Annotated in this window: 23 protein-coding genes and 1 pseudogene; 14 read left to right on the top strand and 10 right to left on the bottom strand. The window is 72.8% G+C overall.

Going from position 1 to position 25,543, the window contains the following annotated elements; translation table 11 throughout:
- Positions 1 to 38: 38 nt before the first annotated feature.
- On the bottom strand, positions 39 to 785 hold the full coding sequence (locus tag AB0H57_RS14440) for a lysozyme (RefSeq protein ID WP_357506351.1): 747 nt from the start codon (positions 783 to 785) through the stop codon (positions 39 to 41).
- A gap of 251 nt (positions 786 to 1,036) precedes the next feature.
- Here AB0H57_RS14440 and AB0H57_RS14435 point away from each other — a divergent pair, with 251 nt between their 5' ends.
- From AB0H57_RS14435 to AB0H57_RS14425, 3 genes are read left to right on the top strand one after another with little or no spacing between them, the layout of a single operon-like run.
- The gene (locus tag AB0H57_RS14435; RefSeq protein WP_357506349.1) at positions 1,037 to 1,387 is read left to right on the top strand and encodes a YciI family protein; all 351 of its coding nucleotides are present in this window, start codon (positions 1,037 to 1,039) and stop codon (positions 1,385 to 1,387) included.
- 8 nt (positions 1,388 to 1,395) lie between these two features.
- Complete coding sequence (locus tag AB0H57_RS14430) at positions 1,396 to 2,619, top strand: RNA polymerase sigma factor (RefSeq protein WP_357506347.1); 1,224 nt, start codon at positions 1,396 to 1,398, stop codon at positions 2,617 to 2,619.
- Positions 2,616 to 3,452, top strand: a complete 837-nt coding sequence (locus tag AB0H57_RS14425; RefSeq protein WP_357506345.1) for an SMP-30/gluconolactonase/LRE family protein — start codon at positions 2,616 to 2,618, stop codon at positions 3,450 to 3,452. Before AB0H57_RS14430 ends, AB0H57_RS14425 begins: the two co-directional genes overlap by 4 nt.
- 12 nt (positions 3,453 to 3,464) lie before the next feature.
- Here AB0H57_RS14425 and AB0H57_RS14420 read toward each other — a convergent pair whose 3' ends face one another.
- The gene (locus AB0H57_RS14420) at positions 3,465 to 3,944 is read right to left on the bottom strand and encodes a MarR family transcriptional regulator (RefSeq protein ID WP_357506343.1); all 480 of its coding nucleotides are present in this window, start codon (positions 3,942 to 3,944) and stop codon (positions 3,465 to 3,467) included.
- 79 nt (positions 3,945 to 4,023) lie between these two features.
- Between AB0H57_RS14420 and AB0H57_RS14415 the strand changes: the two genes are divergently transcribed.
- A complete protein-coding gene (locus AB0H57_RS14415; RefSeq protein ID WP_357506341.1) occupies positions 4,024 to 5,832 on the top strand; it encodes an ABC transporter ATP-binding protein in 1,809 nt (602 codons plus the stop codon).
- A gap of 40 nt (positions 5,833 to 5,872) precedes the next feature.
- Here the strand turns inward: AB0H57_RS14415 and AB0H57_RS14410 are convergent, their stop codons facing one another.
- Positions 5,873 to 6,343: a hypothetical protein gene (locus AB0H57_RS14410; protein WP_357506339.1), complete on the bottom strand. Its 471-nt coding sequence runs from the start codon at positions 6,341 to 6,343 to the stop codon at positions 5,873 to 5,875.
- 189 nt (positions 6,344 to 6,532) lie between these two features.
- Here AB0H57_RS14410 and AB0H57_RS14405 point away from each other — a divergent pair, with 189 nt between their 5' ends.
- The 5 genes from AB0H57_RS14405 (at position 6,533) to AB0H57_RS14385 (ending at position 10,676) form a co-directional block, all read left to right on the top strand.
- The gene (locus tag AB0H57_RS14405) at positions 6,533 to 8,896 is read left to right on the top strand and encodes a hypothetical protein (RefSeq protein WP_357506337.1); all 2,364 of its coding nucleotides are present in this window, start codon (positions 6,533 to 6,535) and stop codon (positions 8,894 to 8,896) included.
- A 454-nt stretch (positions 8,897 to 9,350) separates the two neighbouring features.
- Entirely contained in the window at positions 9,351 to 9,518 is a 168-nt protein-coding gene (locus AB0H57_RS14400) for a hypothetical protein (RefSeq protein WP_357506335.1), read from the top strand.
- Positions 9,519 to 9,556: 38 nt separating this feature from the next.
- Positions 9,557 to 9,838, top strand: coding sequence for a hypothetical protein (locus tag AB0H57_RS14395; protein WP_357506333.1), 282 nt, complete (start codon positions 9,557 to 9,559; stop codon positions 9,836 to 9,838).
- The gene (locus AB0H57_RS14390; RefSeq protein WP_357506331.1) at positions 9,835 to 10,029 is read left to right on the top strand and encodes a hypothetical protein; all 195 of its coding nucleotides are present in this window, start codon (positions 9,835 to 9,837) and stop codon (positions 10,027 to 10,029) included. The genes AB0H57_RS14395 and AB0H57_RS14390 overlap by 4 nt, the downstream gene beginning before the upstream one ends.
- Before the next feature lie 209 nt (positions 10,030 to 10,238).
- Positions 10,239 to 10,676: a hypothetical protein gene (locus AB0H57_RS14385; protein WP_357506329.1), complete on the top strand. Its 438-nt coding sequence runs from the start codon at positions 10,239 to 10,241 to the stop codon at positions 10,674 to 10,676.
- Positions 10,677 to 10,753: 77 nt separating this feature from the next.
- Here the strand turns inward: AB0H57_RS14385 and AB0H57_RS14380 are convergent, their stop codons facing one another.
- Complete coding sequence (locus tag AB0H57_RS14380) at positions 10,754 to 11,695, bottom strand: TetR/AcrR family transcriptional regulator C-terminal domain-containing protein (protein ID WP_357506326.1); 942 nt, start codon at positions 11,693 to 11,695, stop codon at positions 10,754 to 10,756.
- A gap of 127 nt (positions 11,696 to 11,822) precedes the next feature.
- Between AB0H57_RS14380 and AB0H57_RS14375 the strand changes: the two genes are divergently transcribed.
- From AB0H57_RS14375 to AB0H57_RS14365, 3 genes are all read left to right on the top strand, one after another.
- Positions 11,823 to 13,430, top strand: a complete 1,608-nt coding sequence (locus AB0H57_RS14375) for a carboxylesterase/lipase family protein (protein WP_357506324.1) — start codon at positions 11,823 to 11,825, stop codon at positions 13,428 to 13,430.
- Positions 13,431 to 13,580: 150 nt separating this feature from the next.
- Positions 13,581 to 13,799 carry a hypothetical protein gene (locus tag AB0H57_RS14370; protein ID WP_357506322.1) on the top strand — a complete coding sequence of 73 codons (219 nt, stop codon included), beginning with the start codon at positions 13,581 to 13,583 and terminating at the stop codon, positions 13,797 to 13,799.
- A 67-nt stretch (positions 13,800 to 13,866) separates the two neighbouring features.
- Positions 13,867 to 15,030, top strand: a complete 1,164-nt coding sequence (locus AB0H57_RS14365) for a Clp protease N-terminal domain-containing protein (RefSeq protein WP_357506320.1) — start codon at positions 13,867 to 13,869, stop codon at positions 15,028 to 15,030.
- Between the two features lie 34 nt (positions 15,031 to 15,064).
- Here AB0H57_RS14365 and AB0H57_RS14360 read toward each other — a convergent pair whose 3' ends face one another.
- Complete coding sequence (locus tag AB0H57_RS14360) at positions 15,065 to 15,211, bottom strand: hypothetical protein (RefSeq protein ID WP_357506318.1); 147 nt, start codon at positions 15,209 to 15,211, stop codon at positions 15,065 to 15,067.
- Positions 15,212 to 15,293: 82 nt separating this feature from the next.
- Between AB0H57_RS14360 and AB0H57_RS14355 the strand changes: the two genes are divergently transcribed.
- The gene (locus AB0H57_RS14355) at positions 15,294 to 15,770 is read left to right on the top strand and encodes a hypothetical protein (RefSeq protein WP_357506316.1); all 477 of its coding nucleotides are present in this window, start codon (positions 15,294 to 15,296) and stop codon (positions 15,768 to 15,770) included.
- 604 nt (positions 15,771 to 16,374) lie between these two features.
- Here AB0H57_RS14355 and AB0H57_RS14350 read toward each other — a convergent pair.
- A pseudogene (locus AB0H57_RS14350) lies at positions 16,375 to 17,575 on the bottom strand (IS3 family transposase).
- Between the two features lie 267 nt (positions 17,576 to 17,842).
- A complete protein-coding gene (locus AB0H57_RS14345; RefSeq protein ID WP_357506314.1) occupies positions 17,843 to 20,272 on the bottom strand; it encodes a M14 family zinc carboxypeptidase in 2,430 nt (809 codons plus the stop codon).
- 343 nt (positions 20,273 to 20,615) lie between these two features.
- Here AB0H57_RS14345 and AB0H57_RS14340 point away from each other — a divergent pair, with 343 nt between their 5' ends.
- Positions 20,616 to 22,160 (top strand): plasmid pRiA4b ORF-3 family protein, encoded by a 1,545-nt coding sequence (locus AB0H57_RS14340; protein WP_357506312.1) that lies wholly within the window; start codon positions 20,616 to 20,618, stop codon positions 22,158 to 22,160.
- 104 nt (positions 22,161 to 22,264) lie between these two features.
- On the opposite strand, the gene AB0H57_RS14335 is transcribed toward AB0H57_RS14340, so the two are convergent.
- The 3 genes from AB0H57_RS14335 to AB0H57_RS14325 form a co-directional block, all read right to left on the bottom strand.
- Positions 22,265 to 23,608 carry an alpha/beta hydrolase gene (locus AB0H57_RS14335; RefSeq protein ID WP_357506310.1) on the bottom strand — a complete coding sequence of 448 codons (1,344 nt, stop codon included), beginning with the start codon at positions 23,606 to 23,608 and terminating at the stop codon, positions 22,265 to 22,267.
- An 80-nt stretch (positions 23,609 to 23,688) separates the two neighbouring features.
- Complete coding sequence (locus tag AB0H57_RS14330) at positions 23,689 to 24,342, bottom strand: response regulator transcription factor (protein WP_357506308.1); 654 nt, start codon at positions 24,340 to 24,342, stop codon at positions 23,689 to 23,691.
- Positions 24,335 to 25,528 carry a histidine kinase gene (locus tag AB0H57_RS14325; protein ID WP_357506448.1) on the bottom strand — a complete coding sequence of 398 codons (1,194 nt, stop codon included), beginning with the start codon at positions 25,526 to 25,528 and terminating at the stop codon, positions 24,335 to 24,337. The genes AB0H57_RS14330 and AB0H57_RS14325 overlap by 8 nt, the downstream gene beginning before the upstream one ends.
- Positions 25,529 to 25,543: the final 15 nt, after the last annotated feature.

The following is a 25,543-nucleotide window of genomic DNA, read 5'->3' as shown; positions in this document are numbered from 1 at the left end:
GGCGGCGGGCCGGTCGGGCCCGCCGCCGGGGCCGGGGGTCAGCAGGGCCCGTTGCAGGCCAGCACCCGGAGCCGGTCCAGGTTGCCGTTCCACACGTTCTGGTCACCGGGGAAGGTGCCGGAGGAGGCCCACTGCCAGAAGGAGTACGTCGGCCAGCCCGCCGGCAGCGTGCCCACGCTGGAGGAGTAGCGGGCGATCCACAGTGGGTTGTTCGCGGCGAACTGCGAGGTGTTGCCGGTGCAGGTGGTCCACCAGTCGGTGGTGGTGTAGATGGTCGCCCAGCGGCCGGTGCGGGCCTTGTACTGGTTGACGAACGAGGCGATCCAGCTGCGCATCGAGGCCTGGCTCAGCCCGTAGCAGGTGGCGCCGTACGGGTTGTACTCGATGTCGAGCGCGCCGGGCAGCGTCTTGCCGTCCTTGGACCAGCCGCCGCCGTGGTCCACGAAGTAGTTGGCCTGGGTGGCGCCGCTGGATTTGTTGGGCAGGGCGAAGTGGTACGAGCCCCGGATCATCCCGACGTTGTAGGAGCCGTTGTACTGCTGGGCGAAGTAGGGGTTGGTGTAGCCGGTGCCCTCGGTGGCCTTCACGTACGCGAACCGGGCGCCGTTGTTCCAGGCGGCCGACCAGTTGACGTTGCCCTGCCAGCTGGAGACGTCCATGCCGGGCAGGCCGGCGGGGGCGGCGCTCGCCGGCGTGGCGGCCACGGTGCCGGCGGCGACCGTGGTGACCAGGGCGAGCAGGGTGGCGGCAGCGGCCCGCAGGGCCGTGCGCAGGGTGCGGTTCATCGTTCCTCCCAGGGATGGCCGCGGGGGTTGCGGCGGAGGCGAAAAGAACTGCCAGTATTAAGGCACACATTGAAGGTCGTCTACAAGGGCATCGATGACAATCGACGAAATGCCGGGCTGATCGGCGGGTACGTCCGACCCCGGGGTCGGACGCGCCGGAAATTCCTCGGCGGGTCGCGTCGATCCGGGGTGCCGCCGTTCGTGTGAAGGGTGAAGCTGGCACCGGGCCGGCCGACCCCGAGGAGGACACCGTGAAGCAGTACCTGATCAGCATCTACCAGCCGACCGGCCACCAGCCGCCGGACCCGGAGTTCCTGACCGGGGTGATGCGCGAGCTGGAGACCATCCGCACCGAGCTGCGCGCCGCCGGCAGCTGGGTCTTCGGCAACGGCCTGCACGCGCCGGACACCGCGACCGTGCTGCGCCCGAAGGACGGCGAGGTGCTGGTCACCGACGGCCCGTACGTCGAGGGCAAGGAGTACCTGGGCGGCTTCACCATCATCACCGCCCCGGACCTCGACGCCGCGCTGGAGTGGGGCCGCCGGTACGCCCTGGCGACCACCCTGCCGATCGAGGTCCGGCCGTTCCAGGGCGAGGCCTGACCGGCGCCATGACCGACGGCGACGCCGTGGAGCGGGTGTTCCGCGCCGAGTACGCCCGCGCGGTCGCCGTCCTGGTCCGCCTCCTCGGCGACATCGACCTCGCCGAGGAGGCCGTCCAGGAGGCGTTCGCCACGGCGGTGGACCGCTGGCCGTCGACCGGGGTGCCGCCCAGCCCCGCCGGCTGGATCATCACCACCGCCCGCAACCGAGCCGTGGACCGGCTGCGCCGGGAGGCGTCCCGGCCGGCCCGGCACCGGGAGGCGGCCCTGCTGCGCATCCCCGACGACGACACCACCGAGGAGGGGCCGGTGGCCGACGACCGGCTCCGCCTGATCTTCACCTGCTGCCACCCGGCGCTGAACCCCGCCGCCCGGGTCGCGCTGACCCTGCGCCTGTTCGGCGGGCTGAGCACCGCCGAGGTCGCGCGCGCCTTCCTGGTCGCCGAGCCGACCATGGCCCAGCGGCTGGTCCGGGCCAAGGCGAAGATCCGCGACGCCGGCATCCCGTACCGGGTGCCCCGGGACGCGGACCTGCCCGACCGCCTCGACGCCGTCCTCGCCGTGATCTACCTGATCTTCACCGAGGGGCACACCGCCACCGCCGGTGATCGGCTGGCCCGCGCCGAACTGTGCGCCGAGGCGATCCGGCTCGGCCGGCTGCTCGCCGAGCTGATGCCCGACGAGCCGGAGGCGCTCGGGCTGCTCGCCCTGATGCTGCTCACCGAGTCGCGGCGGGCGACCCGCACCGGCCCCGACGGGGCGCTGGTGCCGCTGGCCGAGCAGGACCGCGAGCACTGGGACCGGGAGCTGATCCGCGAGGGGCAGCAGCTGGTGCGCCGCTGCCTGCGGCGGGACCGGCCCGGGCCGTACCAGATCCAGGCCGCGATCAACGCCGTGCACAGCGACGCCCCGGACGCGGCGGGCACCGACTGGCCGCAGATCCTCGCCCTCTACGACCACCTGCTGGCACTGCGTCCCGGCCCGGTCGTCGCGCTGCACCGCGCGGTGGCGGTCGCCGAGGTGGCCGGGCCGGCCGAGGCGCTCGCCCTGGTCGACCGGCTCGACCTGGACGCGTACCACGTGTTCCACGCCGTCCGCGCCGACCTGCTGCGCCGCCTCGGCCGCCGGGCCGAGGCCGTCGCGGCGTACGACGCGGCGATCGACCGCACCGACAACTCCGCCGAGCGGGACCACCTGCGGCGGATCCGTGACCTGACGAGGAGCCGACGATGAGCGCACCGCGAGTACTGCTGGACGGGCTGGCCTTCGGGGAGTCGCCCCGCTGGCACGACGGGCGACTGTGGGTCGCCGACTGGGGCGCGGGGGAGGTGCTCACGGTTGACGCCGAGGGGCGGGCGACCGTGGTGGCTCGGGTCGACGGGCTGCCGATCTGCCTCGACTGGTTGCCGGACGGGCGGTTGCTGGTGGTCGCCGGCGGCGCGGGCCGGCTGCTGCGCCGGGAACCGGACGGCAGCCTCGTCGACCACGCCGACCTGCGGTCGCTGGTGGCGCATCCGTGGAACGAGGTGGTGACCGACGCCCGGGGCAACGCGTACGTCAACACCATCGGCTTCGACTTTCCCGGCGGCGAGTACGCGCCGGGCGGCATCGCCCTTGTCACGCCGGACGGCGCGGCCCGGATGGTCGCTGCGGACCTGGCGTTCCCGAACGGCATGGCGCTCACCCCGGACGGGAGCACCTTGATCGTCGCCGAGTCGTACGCCGCCCGCCTCACCGCGTACGACGTCGCCGCCGACGGCTCGCTCTCCGGCCGGCGGGTGTGGGCCGCCGTGCCCGAGTCGGCCCCCGACGGCATCTGTCTCGACGCGGACGGGGCCGTCTGGTACGGCGACGTGCCGAACCGGTGCGCGGTGCGGGTGGCCGAGGGCGGCCGGATCCTGGACCGGATCGCCCTCGACCGGGGCTGCTTCGCCTGCGCCCTCGGCGGCGCCGACGGCCGCACCCTGCACCTGGTCGCGATGGAATGGGCCCCGCAGACGTTGGCGGGCGGGCCGCGGACCGGCCAGGTGCTGACCGTCGCGGCGCCCGCGCCGGCGGCGGGCTGACCGTGCGGATGTTCAGCGGCGGGGTGGGGCGCCGCCCGCCGGCCCGGTGGCGGCGTCGCGCGGGTCGCCCGCCAGGGTACGCAGGACGCGGGCCAGGTCGGCGCGGTCGGCGGCGCTGAGCTCGCCGAAGAGGCGCTGCGCCGCGGCGGTGCGGGCGTCGCGCACCGCCCCGCCCACCCGGGTGCCCTCCGGGGTCGGGGCGACCAGGGTGGCGCGCCGGTCCTGCGGGTCCGGTCGGCGCTCGACCAGCCCGCGCTGCTCCAGTTGGTCGACGACCTCGGTGGCGGAGCGCGGGGCGATGCGCAGGTGCTCGGCGAGCCCGCCCAGCCGGATGGCCCCGTGCCGCATCAGCACCTGCAACGCCCGGCCCTGCGCCGGGGTGATCTGCCACGGTTCGAGCGCTTCCCGGGACCGCTGCCGCAGCCCGCGGGCGACCTCCCAGAAGAGCTCGGCCAGGGGTTCCGGCTCGTCGGGCGGTGGCGCTGCGGTCACGGGAATACCGTATCAGCTCTTCATGTTGTCACCTCATGGTGAGGTAACCTCACCATCGGTCGACAGGAAGAGGCACTCGTTGGAAACCCACTCCCCGTACACCTCGCAAGGCCGCCGGGGCGGCGGCCCGGTCGCCGTCACCGCCGTCGAGAAGGCCCAGGCGCGCGACGTCTCGCTGCGCCGCGTGGCGCGGCTCTTCACCGACCACCGCGGGCGGATCGCCGCCGTCACCGCGATCATCGTGGCCTCCTCGGTGATCGCCATGGCCGCACCGTTCCTGCTGCGTGCGGTCATCGACCGGGCGCTGCCCGAGCGCGACCTGACCCTGCTGAGCCGGCTGGTCGCCGGCATGATCGTCGTCGCCGCCGTCACCGCCGTCCTGGGCGTCGCGCAGACCTGGATCTCCACCCGGGTCGGCCAGGAGGTCATGCACCGGCTGCGCACCGACGTCTTCGCCCACCTGCAACGCCAGTCCGTCGCGTTCTTCACCCGCACCCGCACCGGCGAGGTGCAGTCCCGGATCACCAACGACATCGGCGGAATGCAGTCGGTGGTCACCTCCACCGCCACCGCCATCGCGTCCAACCTGACCACGGTGATCGCCACGGCGGTGGCGATGGCCGCGCTGTCCTGGCGGCTCTCCCTGGTCTCCCTCGTGGTGCTGCCCCCGGCGATCTGGTTGACCCGCCGGGTCGCCCGGCTGCGCCGGACGATCACCGCGCAGCGCCAGCGGGAGCTCGCCGACCTCAACGTCACCGTGGAGGAGGGCCTGTCGGTCAGCGGGATCCAACTCAGCCGCACCCTCGGCGCCGGCCCCGCGCTGGTCGACCGGTTCACCGCCTCGTCGGCCCGCCTGGTCGACCTGGAACTCCGCTCCGAACTGGCCGGACGCTGGCGAATGGCCTCGATGAGCATCGTCTTCGCGACCATTCCCGCGGTCATCTATCTCAGCGCCGGCCTGCCGGGCACCGCCGGCACGCTGAGCATCGGCACCCTGGTCGCCTTCACCGCCCTGCAGGGCGCCCTGTTCCGGCCGCTGACCGGCCTGCTCAACGTCGGTGTCTCGCTGACCGCCTCGCTGGCGCTCTTCGCCCGCGTCTTCGAATACCTCGACCTGCCCGTCGAGGTCGACGACCCGCCGCGCCCGGTGACCGTCGAACCGCGGGCCCTGCGCGGGCACGTCCGCCTGACGGACGTGACCTTCACCTACCCGGGCAGCGACACCGCCGCCGTCGCCGGGGTGAGCCTCGACGTGCCGGCCGGCGGCAGCCTGGCGCTGGTCGGCGAGACCGGCTCGGGCAAGAGCACCCTCGCCGCCCTGCTCACCCGGCTGTACGACCCGAGCGCCGGCCGGATCACCGTCGACGGGATCGACCTGCGCGACCTGCGGCTGGCCGACCTGGCCGCCGTGGTCGGCGTGGTCAGCCAGGAGAGCTACCTGCTGCACGCCACCGTGCGGGAAAACCTCCGGTACGCCAGACCCGACGCCACCGACGCCGAGATCATGGCGGCCGCCCGGGCCGCCCAGATCCACGACCTCATCGCCGGGCTGCCCGACGGCTACGACACCATGGTCGGCTCGCGCGGACACCGATTCTCCGGCGGCGAACAGCAGCGCCTCGCCATCGCCCGTACGCTGCTGCGCAACCCCCGGGTGCTGATCCTCGACGAGGCGACCAGCGCGCTGGACACCGAGACCGAACGGGCCGTCCAGCGGGCCTTCGACGCCCTCGCCGACGGGCGCACCGTGATCACCATCGCGCACCGGCTCTCCACCGTCCGGCACGCCGACCAGATCGCGGTGCTCGACCACGGGCGGATCGTCGAGGCCGGCAGCCACGAGTCGCTGATCGCCCGCGCCGGCCGCTACGCCGCCTTGGCGGCGTGACCCGGGCGACCGCGCAACCCGCGCCGGCGGCCGGCGCGGCTCAGCCCGGCAGGTGCCGGACCCGGGGGTCGGCCAGCGCGCGGGCCGCCGCGGCCAGCACCCCGTCGGCGCACATCGTCGGAGCGCCGACCAGGAACTCCTCCCGGTCCATCCACTCGACGTGCTCGACGCCGGGCCGCTCCAGCAGCGACTGGTCCAGCGACCAGGGCGCCTCGTCGGAGTAGCAGCCGCGGGCCTCGTCGCCGACCCACAGCCCCCAGTGGAACGGGCCGAGCCGGTCCGGCCCCGCGTCCGACTCGTCGTACGACTCCAACCAGCGGTCGCCGGGGGCGGCCGGCCGCACCCCCACCTCCCGCCCGTGGATCAGGTCGGTGAGCCGCACCGGCGGCGCGCCGGTCCCGTCCACCGGCAGCAGCAGGTCGGTCAGGTCGTCCACGTGTTCCGGGCAGGAGCACTCCGGCCGCCGCGGTGGGATCCACCCGTCGGCGGGAGGGGTCGTCGAGGAGAACATGGCGGCATCGTAGGCGGCCGATGGCCCTGCGTGGTGTCCCGCGCACACCCCGCGTGGAAGCCATGATGAACAATCTGCCACCAGGGCGGGATGCTCGCCTACCGCCAAAAAGCCCCAAAGGCGCTGGTCGATGCCGGTGCCACCGAGTAGCGTCGCGGTTCACGGAGAGTAGTGGTGGGTGAGGTCGACATGCCACTGCAGAGGAACGACGCGCGCCCGGTGCCCCGGCCGGCCGGACTGGTGCCGCCGGCCGCCCCGCTGTCCGGGGTGACCGAACTGCGGCTGCACGGCGTCGGGGGCACCACCCCGGAGAGCCTCCTCGCCGACGACGCGCCGCAACTCGTCTCCGGCGACCGGGTGGCCGGCTTCTACCGCACCGCCGACAGCCGGGGCCGGCACGTCGAGGCGTACTCCTGGGGTGGGTTGACCTCGCGCAGCGCGAGCCGGGTGCTGTGGTTGCTGCTGCTGCCGTTCGCGCTGGTCAACGTGGCCGGCTGGATGTGCATGCCGGCGGCCTGGCGGCGGCCGTGGCGGTTCCTGGTGCACCGGGCGGTGGTGCGCTGGGCGGCCCTCGGGCTCACCGTCAACCTGCTGTTGCTGGTGGCGATGACCTCGATGGACGTGGTCGCCTACCAGTGCGGCGGCCGGCCCGACTGCCGGGACCGGTGGTGGCTGCGCTGGCTGGACGCCCCGGTGTTCGCCGCGCACCCGGCCCACCGGGTGCTGGTCGGGGCGGCGCTGCCGCTGCTGGTGGCGCTCGGGCTGAAGGCGCTCAGCGGGCGCTCGCTGGCCCGCTACGAGCAGGTCTCGCCGCCGCAGGACCGCCGGACCGGCCGGCCGCCGTGCGACGTCACGCCGGCCCGCCCAGGGGCCGGGCTGGCCGACCCGGACTTCTGGAACGGTGGCCGCAGCGTCGCCGCCCTCGCGTCGGTGCACCTGGGCGTCGGGCTGGCCTTCGTCGGCTGGCTCGCCGGGCACACCGTACGGTCGCTGCCCGGGGCGACCCGGCCCGGCCTGGCCACGGCGGTGACCGTCGTCGCGGCGCTGGCCGCGTCGGCCGCCGTGGTGCTGGCCGCCCGGTCCCGGGTGCCCGCGCCGGCCGCCCACACGGTGGTCGCGCTGGGCGGCCTCGCGTTGGCCGGCGCCGTGGTGCTGGCGCTGACCCAACCCGCGTACGGCCCGACACCGGCCGGGCCGCTACCCGGCATGCGCGGCGGGATCAACTGGGCCTACGGGTTCTGCCTCGGCGCCACGCTGTCGGTGCTGCTGTCGTTCGCGGTGAACGGGCACCGCCGCGGCCGGTTCCGGATCGCCGGCCCGTTCGTGGTGACCACCCTGGCCACGGTCATCCTCAACGCGGTCGGCATCGGCACGATGATCCGGGTGGCCGACCTGCTCGGCCGGGTACCCAACCCGGGCGCCGGGGCCGGCGGCGCAGACCGGCTCTTCGTCTACGGCATCGTCTACGCGCTCACCCCATACCTGACCCTGCTGCCGATCGCGATCCTGCTGGGCTTCGCGCTGGTCGAGGCGGTCACGCTGGCACTCGCCGCGACACCCGCGCGCCGGCGGGGCGTCCACGACGCGTACGCCCCGGTGCCGCCGCCGACGGCGGGGGAGGCGGGCCCGTGGGACGCCAGCGCGCTGGACCCGGCCGCGTCCCCGCCCCGGGCGCTGCGCGGCGGCTGGACCGCCCGGATCGTCCGAGCCCGCCGGCTGGCGGCGATGCCGCACGACGCGGACCGGCCGCTGACCCTGATGGCCGCGACCGCGTTGCTGGTCGGTGGGTACGTGCTGGTGACCGTCTGGGCCCGGCACCAGCTGCCCTGGGCGCCGCGCTGGGCGCTGACCGCGTCCACCTGGCTGGCCACCGCCGCGCCGCTGGTCGTGCTGCTGCTCATGCGGCAGGGCTGGCGCGGCCTGGCCAGCCGCCGCCACCTCGGTGTCCTCTGGGACGTGGCCACCTTCTGGCCGCGCGCCTACCACCCGCTCGCCCCGCCGTCGTACGCCGAGCGGGCCGTGCCGGACGTGCAGCGCCGGCTGTGGCGGCTGCACGACAACGCCGGCGGCGCGGTGGTCGTCGCGCACAGCCAGGGCAGCGTGCTGGCGGTGGCCGCGCTGCTGCAGGAGTCGGGCCGCCCGCACCGCGACGGCCGGCCCACGGACCGGGTCGCGCTGGTCACCTTCGGCAGCCCGGTGACCACGCTGTACGGCTGGGCGTTCCCCGCCTACTTCGGGCCGGACGCGCTGGGTGCGGGCCGGCCGCGGACCTGGCGGTGGCGCAACTTCTGGTACCCGACCGACTACATCGGCGGACCGGTCCTCCCCGATGCCCCGGGGATCGACCAGGAGCTGACCGACCCGCCGAGCTGCTGGTACGTCTACGGCCAGGACCCGCCGGCGCCGGGCCGGCACTCCGGCTACTGGGGCGACGAGCGGGTCTGGGCGGTGGTCGACCAGTACGCCGACGAGCTGCCCCTGCCGGACGGGCACGTGTCCCGATCTGATCACCCGATCCACCCATCGGCCGATCTAAATAAGGCGATTGGATGATGTTTACCGGAACTTGCATGTGGTGCGGCTGCCGTTGACCGGCTCTCAGGGATCTCCAAGACTCCGATGTGGAACGTCGCCTAGCTGGGGCGTTCCGCCACTTCACGGGGGAACTCCGCACGGTGACCGGGCCGGCCCGGTCGCCGTCCCAGTTTGTGTCGTGGTCGCTCATGCCCTGCCCACCCGCACAGCTGGGAGTCCCGGATGTCAGATCCGCGGTTCGGCATGTGTGGCCAACAAGGCGACGTATGGCTACTACCGGGCGGCTGCCGAACTGATCGACGTATCGTCCAAGCCCGGAAAGTCCGTCTTCTGGTCCGGTCCGGGTTCCCGGGACGCCGCCGAGGCATTCGCCAGGAAGACTGGCCGTACCACCCTGGAGATGACTCCGGGAGGCAAGTGACTGGACGGCAAGAACCTCGGCAGCAGGCTCTCCAAGGACCAGGTCGGCAAGGTGTGGAACACGGTCTCCGAGCGGTACGCGGCCCAGGCGTCCGGCCAGGTGACCGCGTTCACGCGGGGATACTGGCGCGACGCGGTGTTCTGGAAGACGGAGCTGCCGGCCCTGAAGAACAATCCGCTGGTGACCGGGATCGACATCATCAGTCGGGGGCTCAAGTGAGGCAGACGGCGAGGGCCGGCCGCCAGGACGGAGGAGCAATGACGGGAAGTGTCCGAGGGTGGCTGCGCAGGCAGTTCGGCGGGGAGCCGTCCCTAGCCGGAGCGCCCAGGGACCGGCACCCGGTGCTGGGGGACACCCCGGCCGCTGAGGCGCTGCGGGCGTGGCTGCTCACCCGGGCCAAGCTCGAAGAGGTCTTCGCGCCGTTGGAGCAACGGCTGGGCGCCGGGGTGGACCGGGCGGCGCTGACCGCCCTGCGACACGAGGAAAACCTGGCGTGGCAGGAGTATCGGACCCGTCGGCTGGAGGGGGAGTCCCAATGAGCGATCGGGACGTGCTCGACGCGCTCAGCGGGATGCAAGCCGCCGCAGAGGACATCGATGCGATCCTCGACGCGGCCCGCGACAGCCGCGGAGAAGTGGACCCAATGCTGGTCGACGTCGAGCGGATCGAGCGGCACCGGGAGCAGTATCGAATCGCGCTGGACTACTTCCTGGAGTCGTACCGCGGCTGAGGCCGCAGCCGTCGCCGGGCCCACCGATTCGGGAGCCCGGCGACCGGCCCGTTGCCTCCTACGGTCGAGGCGGTCCGCGGTGGTGGACGCGCGCCCACCCTGGGCGACGACCCGCACGGCGGCCAGCGCGTACGGTTCGACTAGCGGCTGGGTCGTACTGATGGCGGTCTTCGAGTGGTTCGGGAAGCTGGACGGAGGTGTTCCCGGTCTTGACTTCTGAAACCACCCAGCGGGACAGGGTCGAGCGGTACGCCGAGACGGAGTTCGGCTTCCTCGTGGAGTGTTCCGGTGCCGCTCTCAACCGGGAGAGCGACGGCGACCGGACCGTTCTGGCCTATCTCCTGCCGGACGTCTTCGTGGAAGTCGAGTTGGACTGGGTCGAGGCCGCCGCCTTCGCTCTGGTCGGTAGCCCGACCGGTGGCGGCCGACCCGGCGGGTACAACGTGGACGAGAAGGGCCGCAAGGTCCGGTGGCATCTCGTCCAGGCGGTCGAGCGGAGTCCGGACGGGGCGGAGCTTGCCGCCCGGTTGCGACGGGTGACCCGGGAATCCGGGCCGGAGGCGATGGCGAGCCAGCTCGACGCCCTCGCGGCGGCCGTCCGACAGGTGTTGCCCGACCTGCCGGAACTGGTCCGACGGCTGGCCTGAGCCACGGCGCCCAGGCGGTGCGGGCCATTCGATCGGGGCATTCCCGGTCGGGTGGCCCGCCCGCGACCCGTGGAAGATCAGCGGGCGTCGCAGAGCGCCGAGAGTCCGTCGAGCATCCGTTGCAGGCCGAACTCGAACAGCGTGTCGAGCGTAAGGTTCACGTCGTCACGGGCGGAGATGCCGGCCAGGATCGGGAACGACCCGGCCCGCAGCGCGGCCGCGAGGATGCCGTGCTGCTCGCGGAGCCACTCGTCGTCGGTCAGGCCGGTGTCCTGTTCGGCCTCTGCCTCCCGCTCCAGACTCACCGCGGTGCCGCGGACGAAGTTGGCGACGGTAGCGGCCACGTGGATGAGCGTGGTGGAATCCAGCCCCCGGTCCGCGACCGCGCCCATGGCCCACTCGGTGTGGGCCATCGCGTGCGGCGTCAGCAGCGGCCGGGTGAACGACACCACGTGTGCCAGCCACGGATGCCGCCGGTACATCGCCCAGTGGGTGCGGCACAGCAACTCCAGCCTGACCCGCCAGTTCGCGGTCGAGTGGACGGGCAGGGGGTGCTCGGCGAACGCCGCGTCCGCCATCAGCGTGACCAGGTGGTCCTTGCCGCGTACATGCCGGTAGAGGGCCATGGTCGCCACGTCGAGTTCGGTGGCGATCCGGCGCATCGTGGTGGCGGCCAGCCCGTCGGCGTCGGCGATCGCGGTGGCCGTCCGTACGATCCGGTCCCGGAAGGCGTCGGTGTCGCCCCGGTGCGGAAGCGCCGCGGATCGCGGGTTGCCCGGGCGGCGCACCCGCCGGGCGGCGACGACCGTGCCGACACCAGGCCGGGTCTCGATCAGCCCCTCGTGCCGCAGCGCGGCGAGTGCCTTGCTGGCGGTGGCCATGGCCACACCCCATTCGCGTACGAGCTGGCGCGTCGAGGGCAGCCGATCGCCGGGCGTCAACTCGCCGACGGCGATCCGTCGGTGCAGTTCCCCGGCGATCCGCGCGGACGCCGGCTCCGTCCCATCCTCCGACCGCACTAGTGCACCTCCGCTCTCTCCGCTGCTGCCTTGTCCGCGCACTAGTGCGTTGTTGCGGGCCTTCGGCGCGGGATCGGAGGCTACCGCGGATGGAGCGTACCGCGTTCACAAAGACCGGAGGCACAAGGTGAACACGTCGAAGAAGCGATGGCTGGCCCTGACGGCCCTCGCCGTCGCGGCGCTGGCTCCCGTCGGAGCGGCGGTGGCCGGAACGACCCGACCGGAGCGCGGGCCGGAGCTGGTCAACACCACCCAGGGGCCGGTGCGCGGAACAGTGGCGGCCGACCACCGCTCGTTCCTGGGCATCCCGTACGCGGCCCCGCCCGTGGGTGCGCTGCGCTGGCGGTCGCCCCGTCCCGCGGCGGCGTGGCAGGGCACCCGGGACGCCACCCGGCCCGCGCCGGGATGCGCCCAACCGGAGGGCATGCCGATGGACCGGCCCAGTACCGCCGAGGACTGCCTGTACCTGAATGTCACCACCCCGGCGGCCCGCCCCGACGGGAAACCGCTGCCGGTGGTGGTCTGGCTGCACGGCGGGCACTTCTTCCTCGGCCAGGGCGACACCTGGGGCGGGCGCACCATGGCCGCCGAGGGGAACGTCGTCGTGGTGACGGTGAACTACCGGCTGGGCGCGCTCGGCTTCCTCACCCACTCCGAGGTGGGCGGATCCGGCAACTTCGGGCTGGAGGACCAGCAGGCCGCGCTGCGCTGGGTACGCGAGAACGTGGCCGCCTTCGGCGGCGAACCGCGCAACGTCACCCTGGCCGGGCAGTCCGCCGGCGCCACCAGCGTCTGCGCCCACCTCACCGCGCCCGGCTCCGCCCGCCTGTTCCACCGGGCGATCCTGCAGAGCAACTCGTGCAGTACGCCGCTGCCCACCCGGGCGGCCGCGAGGGCCGGCGCGGACGTCCTGGTGAAAGCCGTCGGTTGTGACCGGGAGGCGGTCGCGGCCTGCCTGCGGAGCCGCTCGCCGCAGCAACTCGTCGAGGCCGCCGGATATCCCGGCCAGTCCGGCTGGGAGTCCGGCCCGGTGCCAGACGGCAGCGTGCTGCCGGTCGACCCGGCCGGGGCGGTGGCCGTCGGCCGGTTCCACCGGGTGCCGGTGCTCATCGGCGCCACCCGGGACGAGTACCGCGCCCAGGTGTGGGGGATGGAGCGCACCGGCATGCTCTGCGCGCCCGGCGCGGAGATGCCCTGCCCCCTCACCCCGGGGCAGTACCGGGAGCAGATCCAGGCCACCTTCGGCGACCGCGCGCCACGCGTCCTCGCCCGCTACCCGCTGGCTAGGTACGACACCCCGGCCGAGGCGCTCTCCGCCGCCATGACCGACGCCCAGTACGCACGACCGATCCTGGACACCGCTCGCGCCTTCAGCCGGTACGTGCCCACCTACATGTACGAGTTCGCCGACCGGAACGCGCCGTTCTTCACCCAGGCGGCACCGGTGAGCTTCCCGGTCGGGGCCTACCACACCGCCGAGTTGCCGTACCTGTTCGCCGTCGACTACGTGCGACCGTTCTCCACCGGGCAGGAACGGCTGTCCGACGTGATGGTCGGGTACTGGGCGGCGTTCGCCCGGCACGGCGACCCCGACCGGGCCGAACAGCCGTCCTGGCCTCGGTTCGACCCCCGGTCCGGTCACGTGCAACGGCTTTCACCCGGGGATGAGGGCGTCGGGCGTACCGACTTCGCCCGGGGACACAACGTGGCGTTCTGGCGGGCGCTCGGCGACTGATCTCCCGCCGCGTTGTCGGCCCAGGTCCGGTCGTGTTGACTCAGGCCGGGGCGTGAGAGAGGCCGATGGATGCGGAGTAACCACGGTTCGGCCGGCGGGACCGGTGGCGCTGCGGCGCTGCCGGTGCCGTCGGGCTGGACGGGGCGGCAGATGTCCGTAGCCTTCATCGCCGCGATGATCTTCCTGACCCTGCTCGTCCTTGGCATGGCGGTCGGCGTGCTCTTCGCTGTCCGCTCCGGTGACGCGGGCGAGGTGACCGTCTACCACGCGCTGGCCTTCTATCACGCCCATCCTGACCTGCGGCCCGAGCTGGGCACACCCGCCGCGCTGGACCGGATCGCGGCGGGGCGGGCGGCGGTGCCGCGGTGAGGCCGGACGGGCTCGGGCGGATCGTGGGTACCATCATCGGCGCGGCGAGAAGTTGGCGCGAGGGCCGATGACCACACACCCGCACCGGTGCCCGACGACGGCGGGCTCGGCGATGATGTGGACTCTCGCCACGACGTACCGCAGGGCCTGGCTGGCCGGGCAGGCGGTGGTCTGCACCGATCATCTCCTGCTGGAACTGGGCCGGCGCCTACCGTCGCTGAAGGAGCAGTTCGCCCCGCTCGCCGCCCTGATCACCGATCGCGTCGGCCAGGGCTGGCTGGGCGACGACGAGCCGGTCGCCGCTGTGCCGGCCGCCACCGATTCCGAGCGGGAGGCGAGCGCGATCCTCCGTGAGGCGGGCTGGCGGGCCCGGGAACCGCGCCTGCGTTCCAGCGCGACCCCACCACCGGCCTGGAGCGCGGCGGTCTGGGAGGTCACCCGCTCGGCGCTGGCGGACGCCGGATCGGTCGGGGTCACCGACGCCCACGCGATGCACCTGGTGCCGGGGCTCCTCGCCGATCCCGGGCACCGGTCTCGCCGGCTGCTCGACGCGGTCAACCTGGATGCCGAGCGGGTGATGGCGCGGATGCCCGTCGGAGTGAGCGTCCGCGAGGCCGGTGAGCCGATCGACGACCTGGTGAAGACCTTGAAGCTCCTGGGTGTTCTGGACAGCAGGTATCCGCTGCCGGCCAGGATTGCGGGGGGACTCCTGCGCGTGGCGCGACCACGGCCGGAGGGGCCGGTGCTGAGGGTGGTCGAGCAGGAGGCGCTGCGGGCGGCTGTCCGGCTGGGTGCGCCCGAAATCGGCCCGGAGCACCTGCTCGTCGGCATCACCGCCGTGCACGAACAGCTCGGCATCGCGGGTGAGCGGCTCCGGTCGGACTTGGTCCCCGCCAACAGGGCGGGGGAGCTGTTGACGCGCCGGGGGATCGACGGTCCGTCGCTGCGGCGGCAGTTGGCCCTTTCGGCGGCACACGGCGGGGGCGCTCCCGGCCTCCGGGCAGCGATCGACGATCCCGCACGGAGCCCGTCCACCACGGCCGCGCTTGACCGGGCCGAACGGTACGGCACGGGGTCGCGTTGGACCGGCACGAGTCACCTGCTGCTCGCCCTGTTGACCGAGTCGGGCGAGGTCATCGATCCCCTCCTGAATGCGATGCGCGTCGCGGCCGGGAAGCTCCGCGAGGAGGCAACCCGGGACGTTGGGCATCCCGGTCCACGTGGGACGTAGCCACCGTGACGGCCGGGGTGCTACCGGACGATAGCTATTGGACTGTCACTTTCTGCTTGTTGTAGTTCTTGCTGTTGCCGTCCGGCTTGTAGTTGCTCTCCACGTTGCCGGCGATGTCGACCGAGAACCAGTTCACGGTGGTGGTGCCGTTGACCGTGAGGGTCTGGTTGCCCTCCCGCATTCCGGTCTACCTCGACATGCCTCCGTAAGCGCATGTGCCGAAGTTCCAGTAGAGGTGGTCCACGCGCTACGTGTAGCGGCGGATGACACTACGCAGGAGGACCTCTCGGCGAGCGCGGTCGGTACGGGCCGCCGCGGTCCCGGCCGCTCGCAAGCCGGTCCCCAAGAAGAAGACCGCGGTCCCGGCCACCCACTGGGTGCTTGCGCGGCGCCCTGCGGTCCCGGACGGTCGCAAGCCGGTCTCTGCCCGCACCGGCGCGGTCCGGGACCGGACCACCGCGGTCCCCGCCACCGGGGGCCAGGACCCGACGGTCCGGGACCGACGCGGCACCGGCCGCCCGGTCCGGGACCGCGGCCCGGACATCAGCGCGCTGGTCCCGACGGGCCGGGCCGCCGCCCGCACCCTCGCCGAGCAAGGGCTGCCGCTGTCCCGCAAGGCCCTCGCCCACCACCTACGCGCGGACGGGCACCAGCTGTCCAACGCCACCGCCTCAGCACTCTTGCGCCTCCTGCGCGCCGAGGCCACCCCTGCGGCTCTGACCCATCAGGAGGCGGCGTGAGAGCACCACGGCCCGCGTCGTCTGTCAGAAACGGTTTCTGTCAGGCAGGCCTGTCAGGTGGCCTCCGGTCTGACAGAGCCTGACCCCGACCTGGCAGCACACACCGGCCGGCCCATCACGGCGCCACCGCCGGGGCCCGTGTCGCCTCTGCGCCTGCGTCCCGGTCCTCGAAGGAGCAACGAGCATGCCGCCCCAGCCCAGCTATCCCGACCTGTTCCGTCGACGGTGGCACCGTCGCCCGTCACTCGTCGTCTCGCACCGGCGTCGCCGGGTAGGTGTGGGTGGCCGTGTGGGGGTCGGTGTGGGTGTCCGTTGCACCGTGCGCCTTGACACCGACCCCCGAACCGACCCCCCGACGCCACTGACAACCCAGGTCAGGGCCGCTGCCGCTGGCCGGTGCCGGATCCCGACACACCCTGTGTGGGGTGTCTCCCCCCGGGGGCGATGTGCGTAACAGACGGCCGCCAGCTGCGGACCCGCTGCTGCGGCTGCAGCTTCGCTCGTGGCTGTGCCATGGTGATCGAGCAGGTTGGCTTCGGTGCAAACGAGCCAGTCGGCTGAGGCGACGCATCACTGAGGTTCCCCCCGGGAGGTGGACACCGGGTTATGCCGCGATCTGGTGCAGCGTAGTCGGTGTGATGGCCTGTTCGTAGTCGGCGGGGCTGAGGTAGCCGAGTGCGGAGTGACGGCGCCGGTGGTTGTAGAAGGCGATCCAGCGGAAGACGTCGCGGCGGGCGTCGGCCTCGGTGGCCCACCGTCGGTGGTCGACGTCGAGTTCACGCTTCAGGGTGGCGAAGAACGCCTCGGCCAGGGCGTTGTCGTACGACGAGCCGATGCGCCCCATCGAGCGGCGGATGCCGTGCCGTCGGCAGGCGTCGGCGAAGTCGCTACTGCCGTACTTCCGCGGTCGCTGTGGAAGATCACGCCGTCGGCTCGGCCGCCGCGGGCGGCGACCGCCGCGTTGAGGGCATCGATGACCAGGGCGGTGCGTATGTGGGTGTTGATCGACCAACCGATCAGCCGGCGCGTGGCGATGTCGATGACCGTGGCCAGATACAGCCAGCCGGTCCCGACGCGCAGGTAGGTGATGTCACCACACCACCGCTGATCTGGAGCGTCGGCGGTGAAGTCCCGGCCGATCAGGTCCGGCGCTGGCGGGGCGGCCGGATCCGGGATGGTGGTGCGTTTGCGGCGGCGCAGGTGCCGGCCCACCACGTCGCGCTGCCGCATGACCCGCTCCACCCGCTTGCGGTTGACCCGCACACCCCGAGCACGCAGCTCGACGGTCACCCGCGGCGACCCGTAGGCGCCGCCGGAGTCGGCGTGGATGGCCTTGATCTGCTCGGCGAGAGCATCCTCGGCGGCAGTGCGTTCCTGGCGGGTCGGCTCGCTGGCGGCCCACCGGTAGAACCCGGAGCGGGACACCGCCAGGACCCGGCACAGCCGCTTGACGCCGAAGGTGGCGCGGTGGGTGGAGATGAACCGGAAGCGGCTGGTCACCGATCCATCTCCTTCGCGAAATAGGCGGCTGCCTTGCGCAGGATCTCCTTCTCCTGCCGCAACTCCGCCACTTCACGCCGCAGGCGGGCGATCTCGGCGTCCTTATCCGCCACCGACAACCCGTCCCCACCCGAGGCGGTCGCCGCCGCCCCGGTCCGGCGTTCCGCGGCGCGGACCCAGTTCCGCAGCGTCTCGTGACTCATCCCCAGCTCACGGGCCACCTGATTGATCGGCCGCTGCGACGAACGAACCAGGTCAACCGCGTCACGCCGGAACTCTTCCGTGTACTTCGATGGACGCCCCAACGGGGACACCCCTTCCTCTGGACCAACATCCAGTCTCAGGGTGTCCACATCTCAGGGGGAAGCCCACACACCGGTCCCGACAATGCGGCCCGAGTTGGGTACGGCCGCCACGCTGGAGCGGATTGCGGCGGGGCGGGCGGCGGTGAGGCCGGACGGGCTCGGCTGGATCGTGGGTACCGTCATCGGCGCGGCGAAAAGATGCCGCGAGGGCCGACGGTGGCCGCCGACCTGCGGGTCGGCGGCCACCTAGATGCGATCGGACGGTGGCTACTGGACGGTTATCTTCTGCTTGTTGTAGTTCTTGCCGTTGCCGTCCGGCTTGTAGTTGCTCTCCACGTTGCCGGCGATGTCGATTGAGAACCAGTTCACGGTGGTGCTGCCGTTGACCGTGATGGTCTGGTTGCCCTCGCGCATCCCGGCCAGGGCCAGCTTCGGGGAGTCGTAGGTCGGCCGGCTGCCGTCGGTCGTGTAGTAGACGTTCGCCGGCTCGCTGGTGCTGAAGGTGAAGGTGGTGGCGCCCGGCTCCTGCTTCACGATCTGCACCGTGCTCGTCGGCTGGATCTTGTCGGTGGCGTACGCCCGGGCCACCTCGAGGATGGCGATGTTGCCGTTGGCGAACTCCATCGCCTCCTCGTGCCCCTCGGCGAACGGTGGCTGGAAGCCGACCGCGGTGAACCGCTTGGTCGTCGGGTTGTAGATGTCCGCGCCGACCTCGAAGTCCCAGCCGATGATGCCCCGGTTGTACCAGTGCTCGTCGGCGCTGTTGCCGGCCGCCGAGTAGAGCACGTCGGTCACCGGTCCGGTGCGGCCCGGCCAGATCGCCGTGCCGCGGTACTCCTGCACCCGGGAGAGGATGTAGTCCGAGGAGGTCCAGAAGTACGCCTCGGTGCCCTGGTCCACCCGCGGCAGCACCTCACGCCCGGCGGTCTTGTACGCCCCCGGCGGCCACATGAAGTAGCCGCCGTAGGAGTGGGTGTTCATCGAGAGCTTGATGTTCGGGAAGGTGTCGACCAGCCAGACCTCGTTGCGCGCCTCCGGCTCGGACAACTCGCTCGGGCCGGCGTACGTGTCGCTGGTGCAGCTCGTCGCCGAGGCACCGTTGTAGCCGTCGAAGACGGAGCCGACCGAGAAGTTCCGGTTGATGTCCACGCCCCAGGCGTTGCGGTTCGCCGGGTCGGCCGAGGACGCCGGGCAGTAGTTGGTCATGTTCCGGCGCTGCATGTTGTAGTCGTACATGCTGTAGTGCGCGCCGTCCGGGTTGACCACCGGCAGGATGAAGATGTCCAGGTCATCGACGATCTTGCGGGTGTTCGGGTCCTTGGCGTAGTTGCGCAGCAGCCGCTCGGCCGACTCCACGCAGACCAGCGGGGTCACCCACTCCCGGGCGTGCTCCTGGCAGTAGAGGAAGACGCCGACCTTCGAACCGTCCCGGTGCTTGCCGATGCGCAGCACCTTCATCTGGAACGGATCGCGGGACACGCTGGCCGGTGCCTTCAGGTTGTCGGTCAGCCGGGTGACCCCGGCCGCCGCCACCACGCCGGCGCCGGCATTGCCCCGGTAGGTGCTGGCCGTGAGCAGCTTCGCGGCGTCGGCGTTGCCGTTGACCGCGGCAACCACCTGGGCCGCGGTAGTGGTGATCGTGCCCGCGCCGTTGGTGGCCAGGCTCACCGTGACGTTCGTGCCGGCCACGCCGACGGTCAGCGGTGCGTTGGCCGCGCCCGGGTTGACCAGCGACACGGTCAGGTCGTTGCCGCCCGCCGAGCCGTACGCCTTGGAGGAGACGTAGACGATGCTCGCCGAGGCGGTGCCGAACTGCGCCTGCGCCTGCCGCCGGTAGCCGTTCGTCTGGTACGGCATGTCGATCAGCTGGGTGAGCTTCGGGAACTCCGCGGCCAGCCCGGTGAAGCGTGCGGTGATCTCGGTCGGGTCCATGTAGTGGTCGACGAAGTCCGACACGTACGGGTGCTCGCCGGTGACCTTGCGCGGGCTGCCCAGCCACTTCGCCACATCGACCGTCACCGAGCCGCCCTTGCTGCTGGTGATGGTGGCCTTCGACGGCGCCGCGTCGATCGCCACCGGGTTGCTGAACCGGTGGTACATGTACTGGCCGGCGTCGGTGAACCGGGACATGGTGGCGGTGCCACCGGAGCCGATCTCCGTACCCGGTCCGCTGTCCCAGCTCGCCGTCAGCACCGTCGTCGAGTCGGTGCCGGCGCTGGACTTCACCTCGATGTTCAGGAAGAGCTGGTTGTCGAGGCTGGAGAACCACTCGGAGCGCAGAACTGTCAGGGTGTCGGTGCTGGCCGCCACCGCCGCCAGGGCCCGCATGGTGGCGGACCGCTCGGCCACGTTCTCCGCGTAGTCGCTCTGGTCGGAGATGGCGTCCTGGACGTCGAAGCCCTGGTCCCGCAGCGCCTGACTCTCCTCCGGGCTGAGGATCGCGTGCACCTCGATGCCGTTGTCGACCGGCTTGACGTACTCGGCGAGGTCGACGCCGAGCTCGTTGAGCCGGTCGATGCCCGACTTGTCGGCGACTACGATCCGCATCAAGCCGACGCCGTTCTGTTCACCGCTGGACGACCGGGTGGGGGGCACCGCGTCGTCGGGCGGCACCGCGAGGCCGGGTGCGCTGAAGGCGAGGGCCAGCGGTAGTGCGAGCAGGGCCAGCCAACGGCCCGCTCTTCTTGTACGCCTCATGAAAAGTCCTTCCAGGCGATGGGGGTTCCCGAGGGGCCGCTCAGTCGGGGGTCGGCCGGCATGGGCTCGGGGCTGCTATAGCGTCCGAATTGTGAGCTGCCTCTCATCGGGAAGCAACATCCGGATGGTGGGCCCGCACGATGGGCCGGACTGAAGCGAACGATCATCCCGACGGGGGTGTCCGCACCGTCAACATCCTGGTCCGAGTGGGTCGAGTCGCCCTATCGGCCCACCGGAGACGCGCCAGGCCGCAATCGGTCGTCCTTGCCGGTCCGGGGTGGGTGCGGCTCGGCCGGCGTGCCGCAGACCCGGCCGGCTGAGCGTTGCGGCAAACTGACCCGGCATGAGCCCAGTGAGCCGGAACCGGCGGCGCAACGGCAAGAGGCGATCGGTTCGCGGCGGCGCGCCGCTCGTCGTGGTCGGCGAGCCATCGGAGTGCGACTGCCCCTACTGCGCCGACGCCCCGCCCGGCGACGTCGGTGCCCTGCTGCCGGAGGCGATCGACGTCGGCGCCGTGCAGGACCCGGTCGAGGTGGAGATCGCCGCCGCGATGGTGCTGGCGGTCGTGTCCGCCATGGGTCCCGACTTCGACGCGGCGGTGCGGGAACAGTTCGTGCCGTCCGTCGAGGCGCAGGCCACCCCGTCGGCACGGGCCATGCTGTCGGGGATCGCCTCGGTGGCCGACGGCGAGACGGGTCGGGCCGCCGCGGCGGCGGCGCGCCGGCTCGCTGACGCCGGTGTCGACGCGCCGCCCTGGCTCACCGAGCTGGACGTGCCGGTCGCCGCCCAGGAGTGCCACCGCTTCGTCCATGCCGACGACGGAGCGGTGATCGTGCTGATGGCCCGGTTCGAGCGGGCGGGCCGGACGTACGCGGTGTTCGTCCCGATCGAGGACGTCGAGTGCGGGGCTGCCCACGACATCGTCCTGGGGGACCCGGACGGATGGGACCGGGCCCGGGCGACCCTGCTGGCGAACCTGCGCGCCGACGGTGTCGACGTCGTGACCGAGCCGATGCCGCCGGCGGACTTCCGCCGTGCCGTGGAGGACGCGCTGGACGCCCGCGCCGACCATGACCGCGACGACGAGGCACTGGACGACATTCTCGAGGAGGAGGACGGCCCCGGCTACGCCGCGCTGGCCCTGCTCCTGCGCAGTTGGCTGCGAGCGCTTCCGGCCACCCGGCGCGATCGGCGCGGCCACCGGCACGACGAGTCCGACGCCGCCCGACTGTTCGGCCTGCTCGGCCTGCTGGCCACGACCCCGAGCGGACGGGCCGTACCGGCCCCGCGCCGGGCCGCCGGGCCGCCAGCGAAGCGGAAGAAGTCCGACGGGCCCGCGCCGATCTATCAGCTCAAGGTGGGCCTGCGGGGTGCCCGCCCGCCGATCTGGCGGCGGCTCGAGGTGCCCGCCGACGTCAGCCTCGTCCGGCTGCACGACCTGATCCAGGTCGCCTTCGGCTGGACCGACAGCCACCTGCACGCCTTCGAGACCCCGTACGGCGCCTTCGCCCGCCGCGCCGACCCGGAGCTCGGCCACCGCGCCGGGTCGCGGGTCACCCTGGAACAGGTCGCACCCGCCGCCGGGGACAAGCTGCGGTACACCTACGACTTCGGCGACGGCTGGGAGCACGACATCCTGGTGGAGAAGGTCCTGGACCGGGTGGCGTCGGTGGCGTACCCGCGCTGCGTCGGCGGGCGCCGGGCCGGGCCGCCGGAGGACTGCGGCGGCGTGTGGGGGTACGCCGAACTGGTGGAGATCCTCGCCGACCCGACCCACCCGGAGCACCGGGACCGCCTCGACTGGCTGGACCTGGACGACCCGGCCGACTTCGACCCGGCCCGGTTCGACGCGAAGGCGGTGACCGCGAGCCTGCAGCGGGTGCGGTGACGGGTGCGTACAGGCGCACCGGCCGCGACAAGGTGCTCAAGGTCGGCCCCTCCGATGAGAAGGGCGCCCGGCGCAAGGCGAAGTCGTGACGGCCGATGGTGGAGTCACCGGGGCAGGCGCTGATAGGTCGCGGGTGCCAGTCGTGGCTGCGCGAGCAGCCCCGGGACGGGCGTGTCACGGAGGAAGGCGCGGACCGCGTTCTGGTAGCGGGCCGGCTCGTCGACGTACACGTCGTGCCCGGCACCGAGCAGGTAGCAGAGCTGCGCGTTGGGGAAGACGTCCAGGTAACGCAGCGCGGATTCCCACGTCAGGTAGTCGCACTGCCCCTTGACGACGAGCGTGGGGACCGCCGACATCCGGAGGTCGCGGGCCCGCTGCGCCGGAGAGCGCCGCATGTTCTCGGGTACGTGGTTCGCGTAGAAGCCGAGCCCGTGCAGGCGCGGAGCCGCCCGGCCGGGACAGTGCATGGCCGGCTGGAGCGCGGCGTACACGCGGTCCTGACGGGCGTCGAGTTCACGGTCGCCGGCGAAGGCGTGCGCGGCGGCCGGGTCGACCTTGGTCAGGGCGTACGCGAGCAGCGCTCTGGGCGGGGCCAGGAGGGCGTACACCCGCCGTCGCGCAGCGTCGTCGAGCCTCGACTGCGGCGCGCCGCCCAGGCCGTCCTGGTCCAGGTCGCCGGGGGACGACACGACGAGCCGGGCAACGCGGTGCCGAAAGCGGACGGCATAGGTGGCGGCCAGGAACGCACCGTAGGAGTGGCCGACCAGGATGACCTGATCGGCTCCGATCCGCTGGCGGACCTGCTCCAGGTCCCCTACCGCCTGGTCGACGGTGTAGCCGGCGGGATCAGCCAGTCGTGACGAGCCGCCCGATCCGCGCTGGGCGTAGGCCCACACGTCGTGGCCGTCGTCGGACAGCGGACGCAGGGCGGCCAACTGGCCGGCGAGGTCCGGCACACCCGGCCCACCGTGCAGGACCACCACGGGTGTGCGCGGTGCGCTGCCGGGCCGGGCGCGCACCACGCCGTACGCCAGCCGCGCGCCGTCGGGCATGGTCCACCCGCCGGCGCCGGGTGGCGCCGGGGCCGGTCGGACCGGGTCACCCAGTGGGATCAGCACCGCGGCCAGTGCCACGATCGCCGCCGACGCACCGACGAGGGGACGCGCTCCGGGCCGCCCCGACCCGCGGCGACGGTCGACCAGCCGGCGGACCCACCACCACACCAGCACACCGGTGAGCGGGCCCGCGGCCAGGAAGAGCGCCGGAACGGTGGTCACGGCCGCGGTGGCGAGCGTGGCCGCGACCCCGACGAGGGTGGCCCCGAACGCCACCGACAGCCGCAGCACCGCCGCCACCGCCCGACGCAGAGCCCTTGACCGGCGGTGGGCCCCCGGACCTCCGCCGTTGGGTTCGGCCGGGTCGACTGGGCTGTCCGGATGCGTCTGCATGTCCCCGATCCTCGGGCGCGGAGCTGACGTACGCCATCTTCCGATCGGCGTACCTTCCGGCGGGCCGGGTGCGCCGCGGGTCACCGGGCCACACCCGTCTGCCAGGCCCACGCCGCGATGCCGACCCGGTTGCGCACCTGCAACTTGGCCTGGATGTTGGCCGCGTGCGTCTTGACGGTCCCGGCCGAGAGGTGCAGCTCCCGGGCGATCTCCGGGTTGGTCTTGCCCTGGGCGATCTGGCAGGCGATCTCCACCTCGCGTTCGGTCAACCGGTTGCCGCCCGGCTCCGCGGCGGGCGTCGCCTTAAGACGCCGCAGGAGCCGTACGGTCACCTCGGGGCTGAGCAGCACGTCACCGGACATCGCCGCGCGCACCGACTCCACCAACAGGGTGGGTCCCGACCGTTTGAGCAGGAACCCAGAGACGCCGTACGCGAGCGCCTGCGTCACGTACTCGTCGAGGTTGAAGGTGGTCACCACGATGACCCGGACCTCGGGGCCGTCACCGGCGGACATCAGCCGCCGCGCCACCTCGAGCCCGTCCAGGCGGGGCATCCGGACGTCCACCAGCAGCACGTCCGGGCGCAGGTGCCGCGCCAGGCCGATCGCGGCGACACCGTCGGCGGCCTCGCCGACGACGACCATGTCGGGCTGGGCGTCCAGTACGAGGCGGAAGCCGCTGCGGACGTCCCGCTGGTCGTCGGCGACCAGGATTCGGGTTCTCTGCTCAGCCATCGGGATCGCCGCCCCGGCCGGGGCTCGTGGCCGGCAGTTCAGCCCGCACCGCCCAGCCACATCCGTGCGGACCGGCGACGAAGGTGCCGCCGAGTGCGCGGACCCGCTCATCCAGGCTGGCCAGTCCCCGGCCCGACGAGGACCGAGCGCGCGGCAGGCTGCCGGCAGCGGTGTCGCCGCCGTTCACGACGGACACTCGCAGGCACCGGTCCCGCCCGGCGGAGACCTCGACGTCGATGCTGGCCGCGGTCCGCGCGTGCCGGCGTACGTTGGTCAGTGCCTCCACGACAATGCGGTACGCCGTTGCCGTGACCGGCGGGGGGATGTCGTCGACGTGCTCGGGTAGTGCGGCCAGCCGCAGCTCGGCCCCGTCGAACTCCGACCGGAACCGGTCGATCACTTCCGGCAGATCGGGCAGCCCTCGGCGGATCGCCGATCTCGCGCAGCCGTTACGGTCGCCGTCCAGCTGCAGCATCTCCACCGCCTGGTCCAGTGCTTCCAGGGCGCGCAGTCCCGCTGCCTCGACGCGCTGCAACGCGGCGAGCATCCGCCCCGGGTCGGTCGCCCCCGCGTACTGGGCGGCCTGCGCCTGGACCACCATGCCGGTCACGTCATGGGCGACGAAGTCGTGCAGGTCGTGCGCAAGCTCCAGACGCTGCGCCCGCCGGGCCGTGTCGACCGACCGTACGAGCCGCAGGGCCGCGAACCTGAGATAGCCGCCCACGGCCGCGGCCCCGATCGGGCCGAGCGCCCAGAGTGCGCAGGCGGCCACGGTGCCGAACAACGAGGCGGGCGGCAGGAACCGCAGGATCCATGCGGTGGCTGCCGCGCTCGTGACGGCACCGACCGCGGCGGCCTGGGGTGCCGGGCTCCAGCGCACCACCAGAGCGAGCAGGATGAGCAGCGCGCCGACCTCCAGCATCCCGAACAGGCCGGCGGCGACGCTCCCGACGTAGGCCGAGCCGACAGCGGCCGCGGTGGCGGCCAGCGACCCGGCCGCCGCCGCCGCGACCGGCCAGGCGACCCAGCCACGGACGCGGGGCCAGCCGACCAGCACCACCGCCGCCGCGCATACCGCGAAGGACAGCGGTACGCCGGCGACGTAGCCCAGCTCCCGCACCGCGAACACGGCGAGCGGAACCACGCTCGCGGTCGCGGTCAACCCGAGCCAGTTCCGAGGTCGCATCGACACAGGGCGAGT

The organism is Micromonospora sp. NPDC050686, assembly GCF_040654475.1.
GTDB lineage: Bacteria > Actinomycetota > Actinomycetes > Mycobacteriales > Micromonosporaceae > Micromonospora.
This window is presented reverse-complemented; position numbering and strand designations above follow the sequence as displayed.

Excerpts from the sequence above, each read along its gene's own strand:
- AB0H57_RS14440 (WP_357506351.1), bottom strand. The coding sequence starts at position 785 with ATGAACCGCACCCTGCGCACGGCCCTGCGGGCCGCTGCCGCCACCCTG.
- AB0H57_RS14430 (WP_357506347.1), top strand. The coding sequence starts at position 1,396 with ATGACCGACGGCGACGCCGTGGAGCGGGTGTTCCGCGCCGAGTACGCC.
- AB0H57_RS14425 (WP_357506345.1), top strand. The coding sequence starts at position 2,616 with ATGAGCGCACCGCGAGTACTGCTGGACGGGCTGGCCTTCGGGGAGTCG.
- AB0H57_RS14410 (WP_357506339.1), bottom strand. The coding sequence starts at position 6,343 with ATGTTCTCCTCGACGACCCCTCCCGCCGACGGGTGGATCCCACCGCGG.
- AB0H57_RS14405 (WP_357506337.1), top strand. The coding sequence starts at position 6,533 with ATGCCACTGCAGAGGAACGACGCGCGCCCGGTGCCCCGGCCGGCCGGA.
- AB0H57_RS14395 (WP_357506333.1), top strand. The coding sequence starts at position 9,557 with ATGACGGGAAGTGTCCGAGGGTGGCTGCGCAGGCAGTTCGGCGGGGAG.
- AB0H57_RS14390 (WP_357506331.1), top strand. The coding sequence starts at position 9,835 with ATGAGCGATCGGGACGTGCTCGACGCGCTCAGCGGGATGCAAGCCGCC.
- AB0H57_RS14370 (WP_357506322.1), top strand. The coding sequence starts at position 13,581 with ATGTCCGTAGCCTTCATCGCCGCGATGATCTTCCTGACCCTGCTCGTC.
- AB0H57_RS14365 (WP_357506320.1), top strand. The coding sequence starts at position 13,867 with ATGACCACACACCCGCACCGGTGCCCGACGACGGCGGGCTCGGCGATG.
- AB0H57_RS14360 (WP_357506318.1), bottom strand. The coding sequence starts at position 15,211 with ATGCGGGAGGGCAACCAGACCCTCACGGTCAACGGCACCACCACCGTG.
- AB0H57_RS14355 (WP_357506316.1), top strand. The coding sequence starts at position 15,294 with ATGACACTACGCAGGAGGACCTCTCGGCGAGCGCGGTCGGTACGGGCC.
- AB0H57_RS14345 (WP_357506314.1), bottom strand. The coding sequence starts at position 20,272 with ATGAGGCGTACAAGAAGAGCGGGCCGTTGGCTGGCCCTGCTCGCACTA.
- AB0H57_RS14340 (WP_357506312.1), top strand. The coding sequence starts at position 20,616 with ATGAGCCCAGTGAGCCGGAACCGGCGGCGCAACGGCAAGAGGCGATCG.
- AB0H57_RS14335 (WP_357506310.1), bottom strand. The coding sequence starts at position 23,608 with ATGCAGACGCATCCGGACAGCCCAGTCGACCCGGCCGAACCCAACGGC.
- AB0H57_RS14330 (WP_357506308.1), bottom strand. The coding sequence starts at position 24,342 with ATGGCTGAGCAGAGAACCCGAATCCTGGTCGCCGACGACCAGCGGGAC.
- AB0H57_RS14325 (WP_357506448.1), bottom strand. The coding sequence starts at position 25,528 with ATGCGACCTCGGAACTGGCTCGGGTTGACCGCGACCGCGAGCGTGGTT.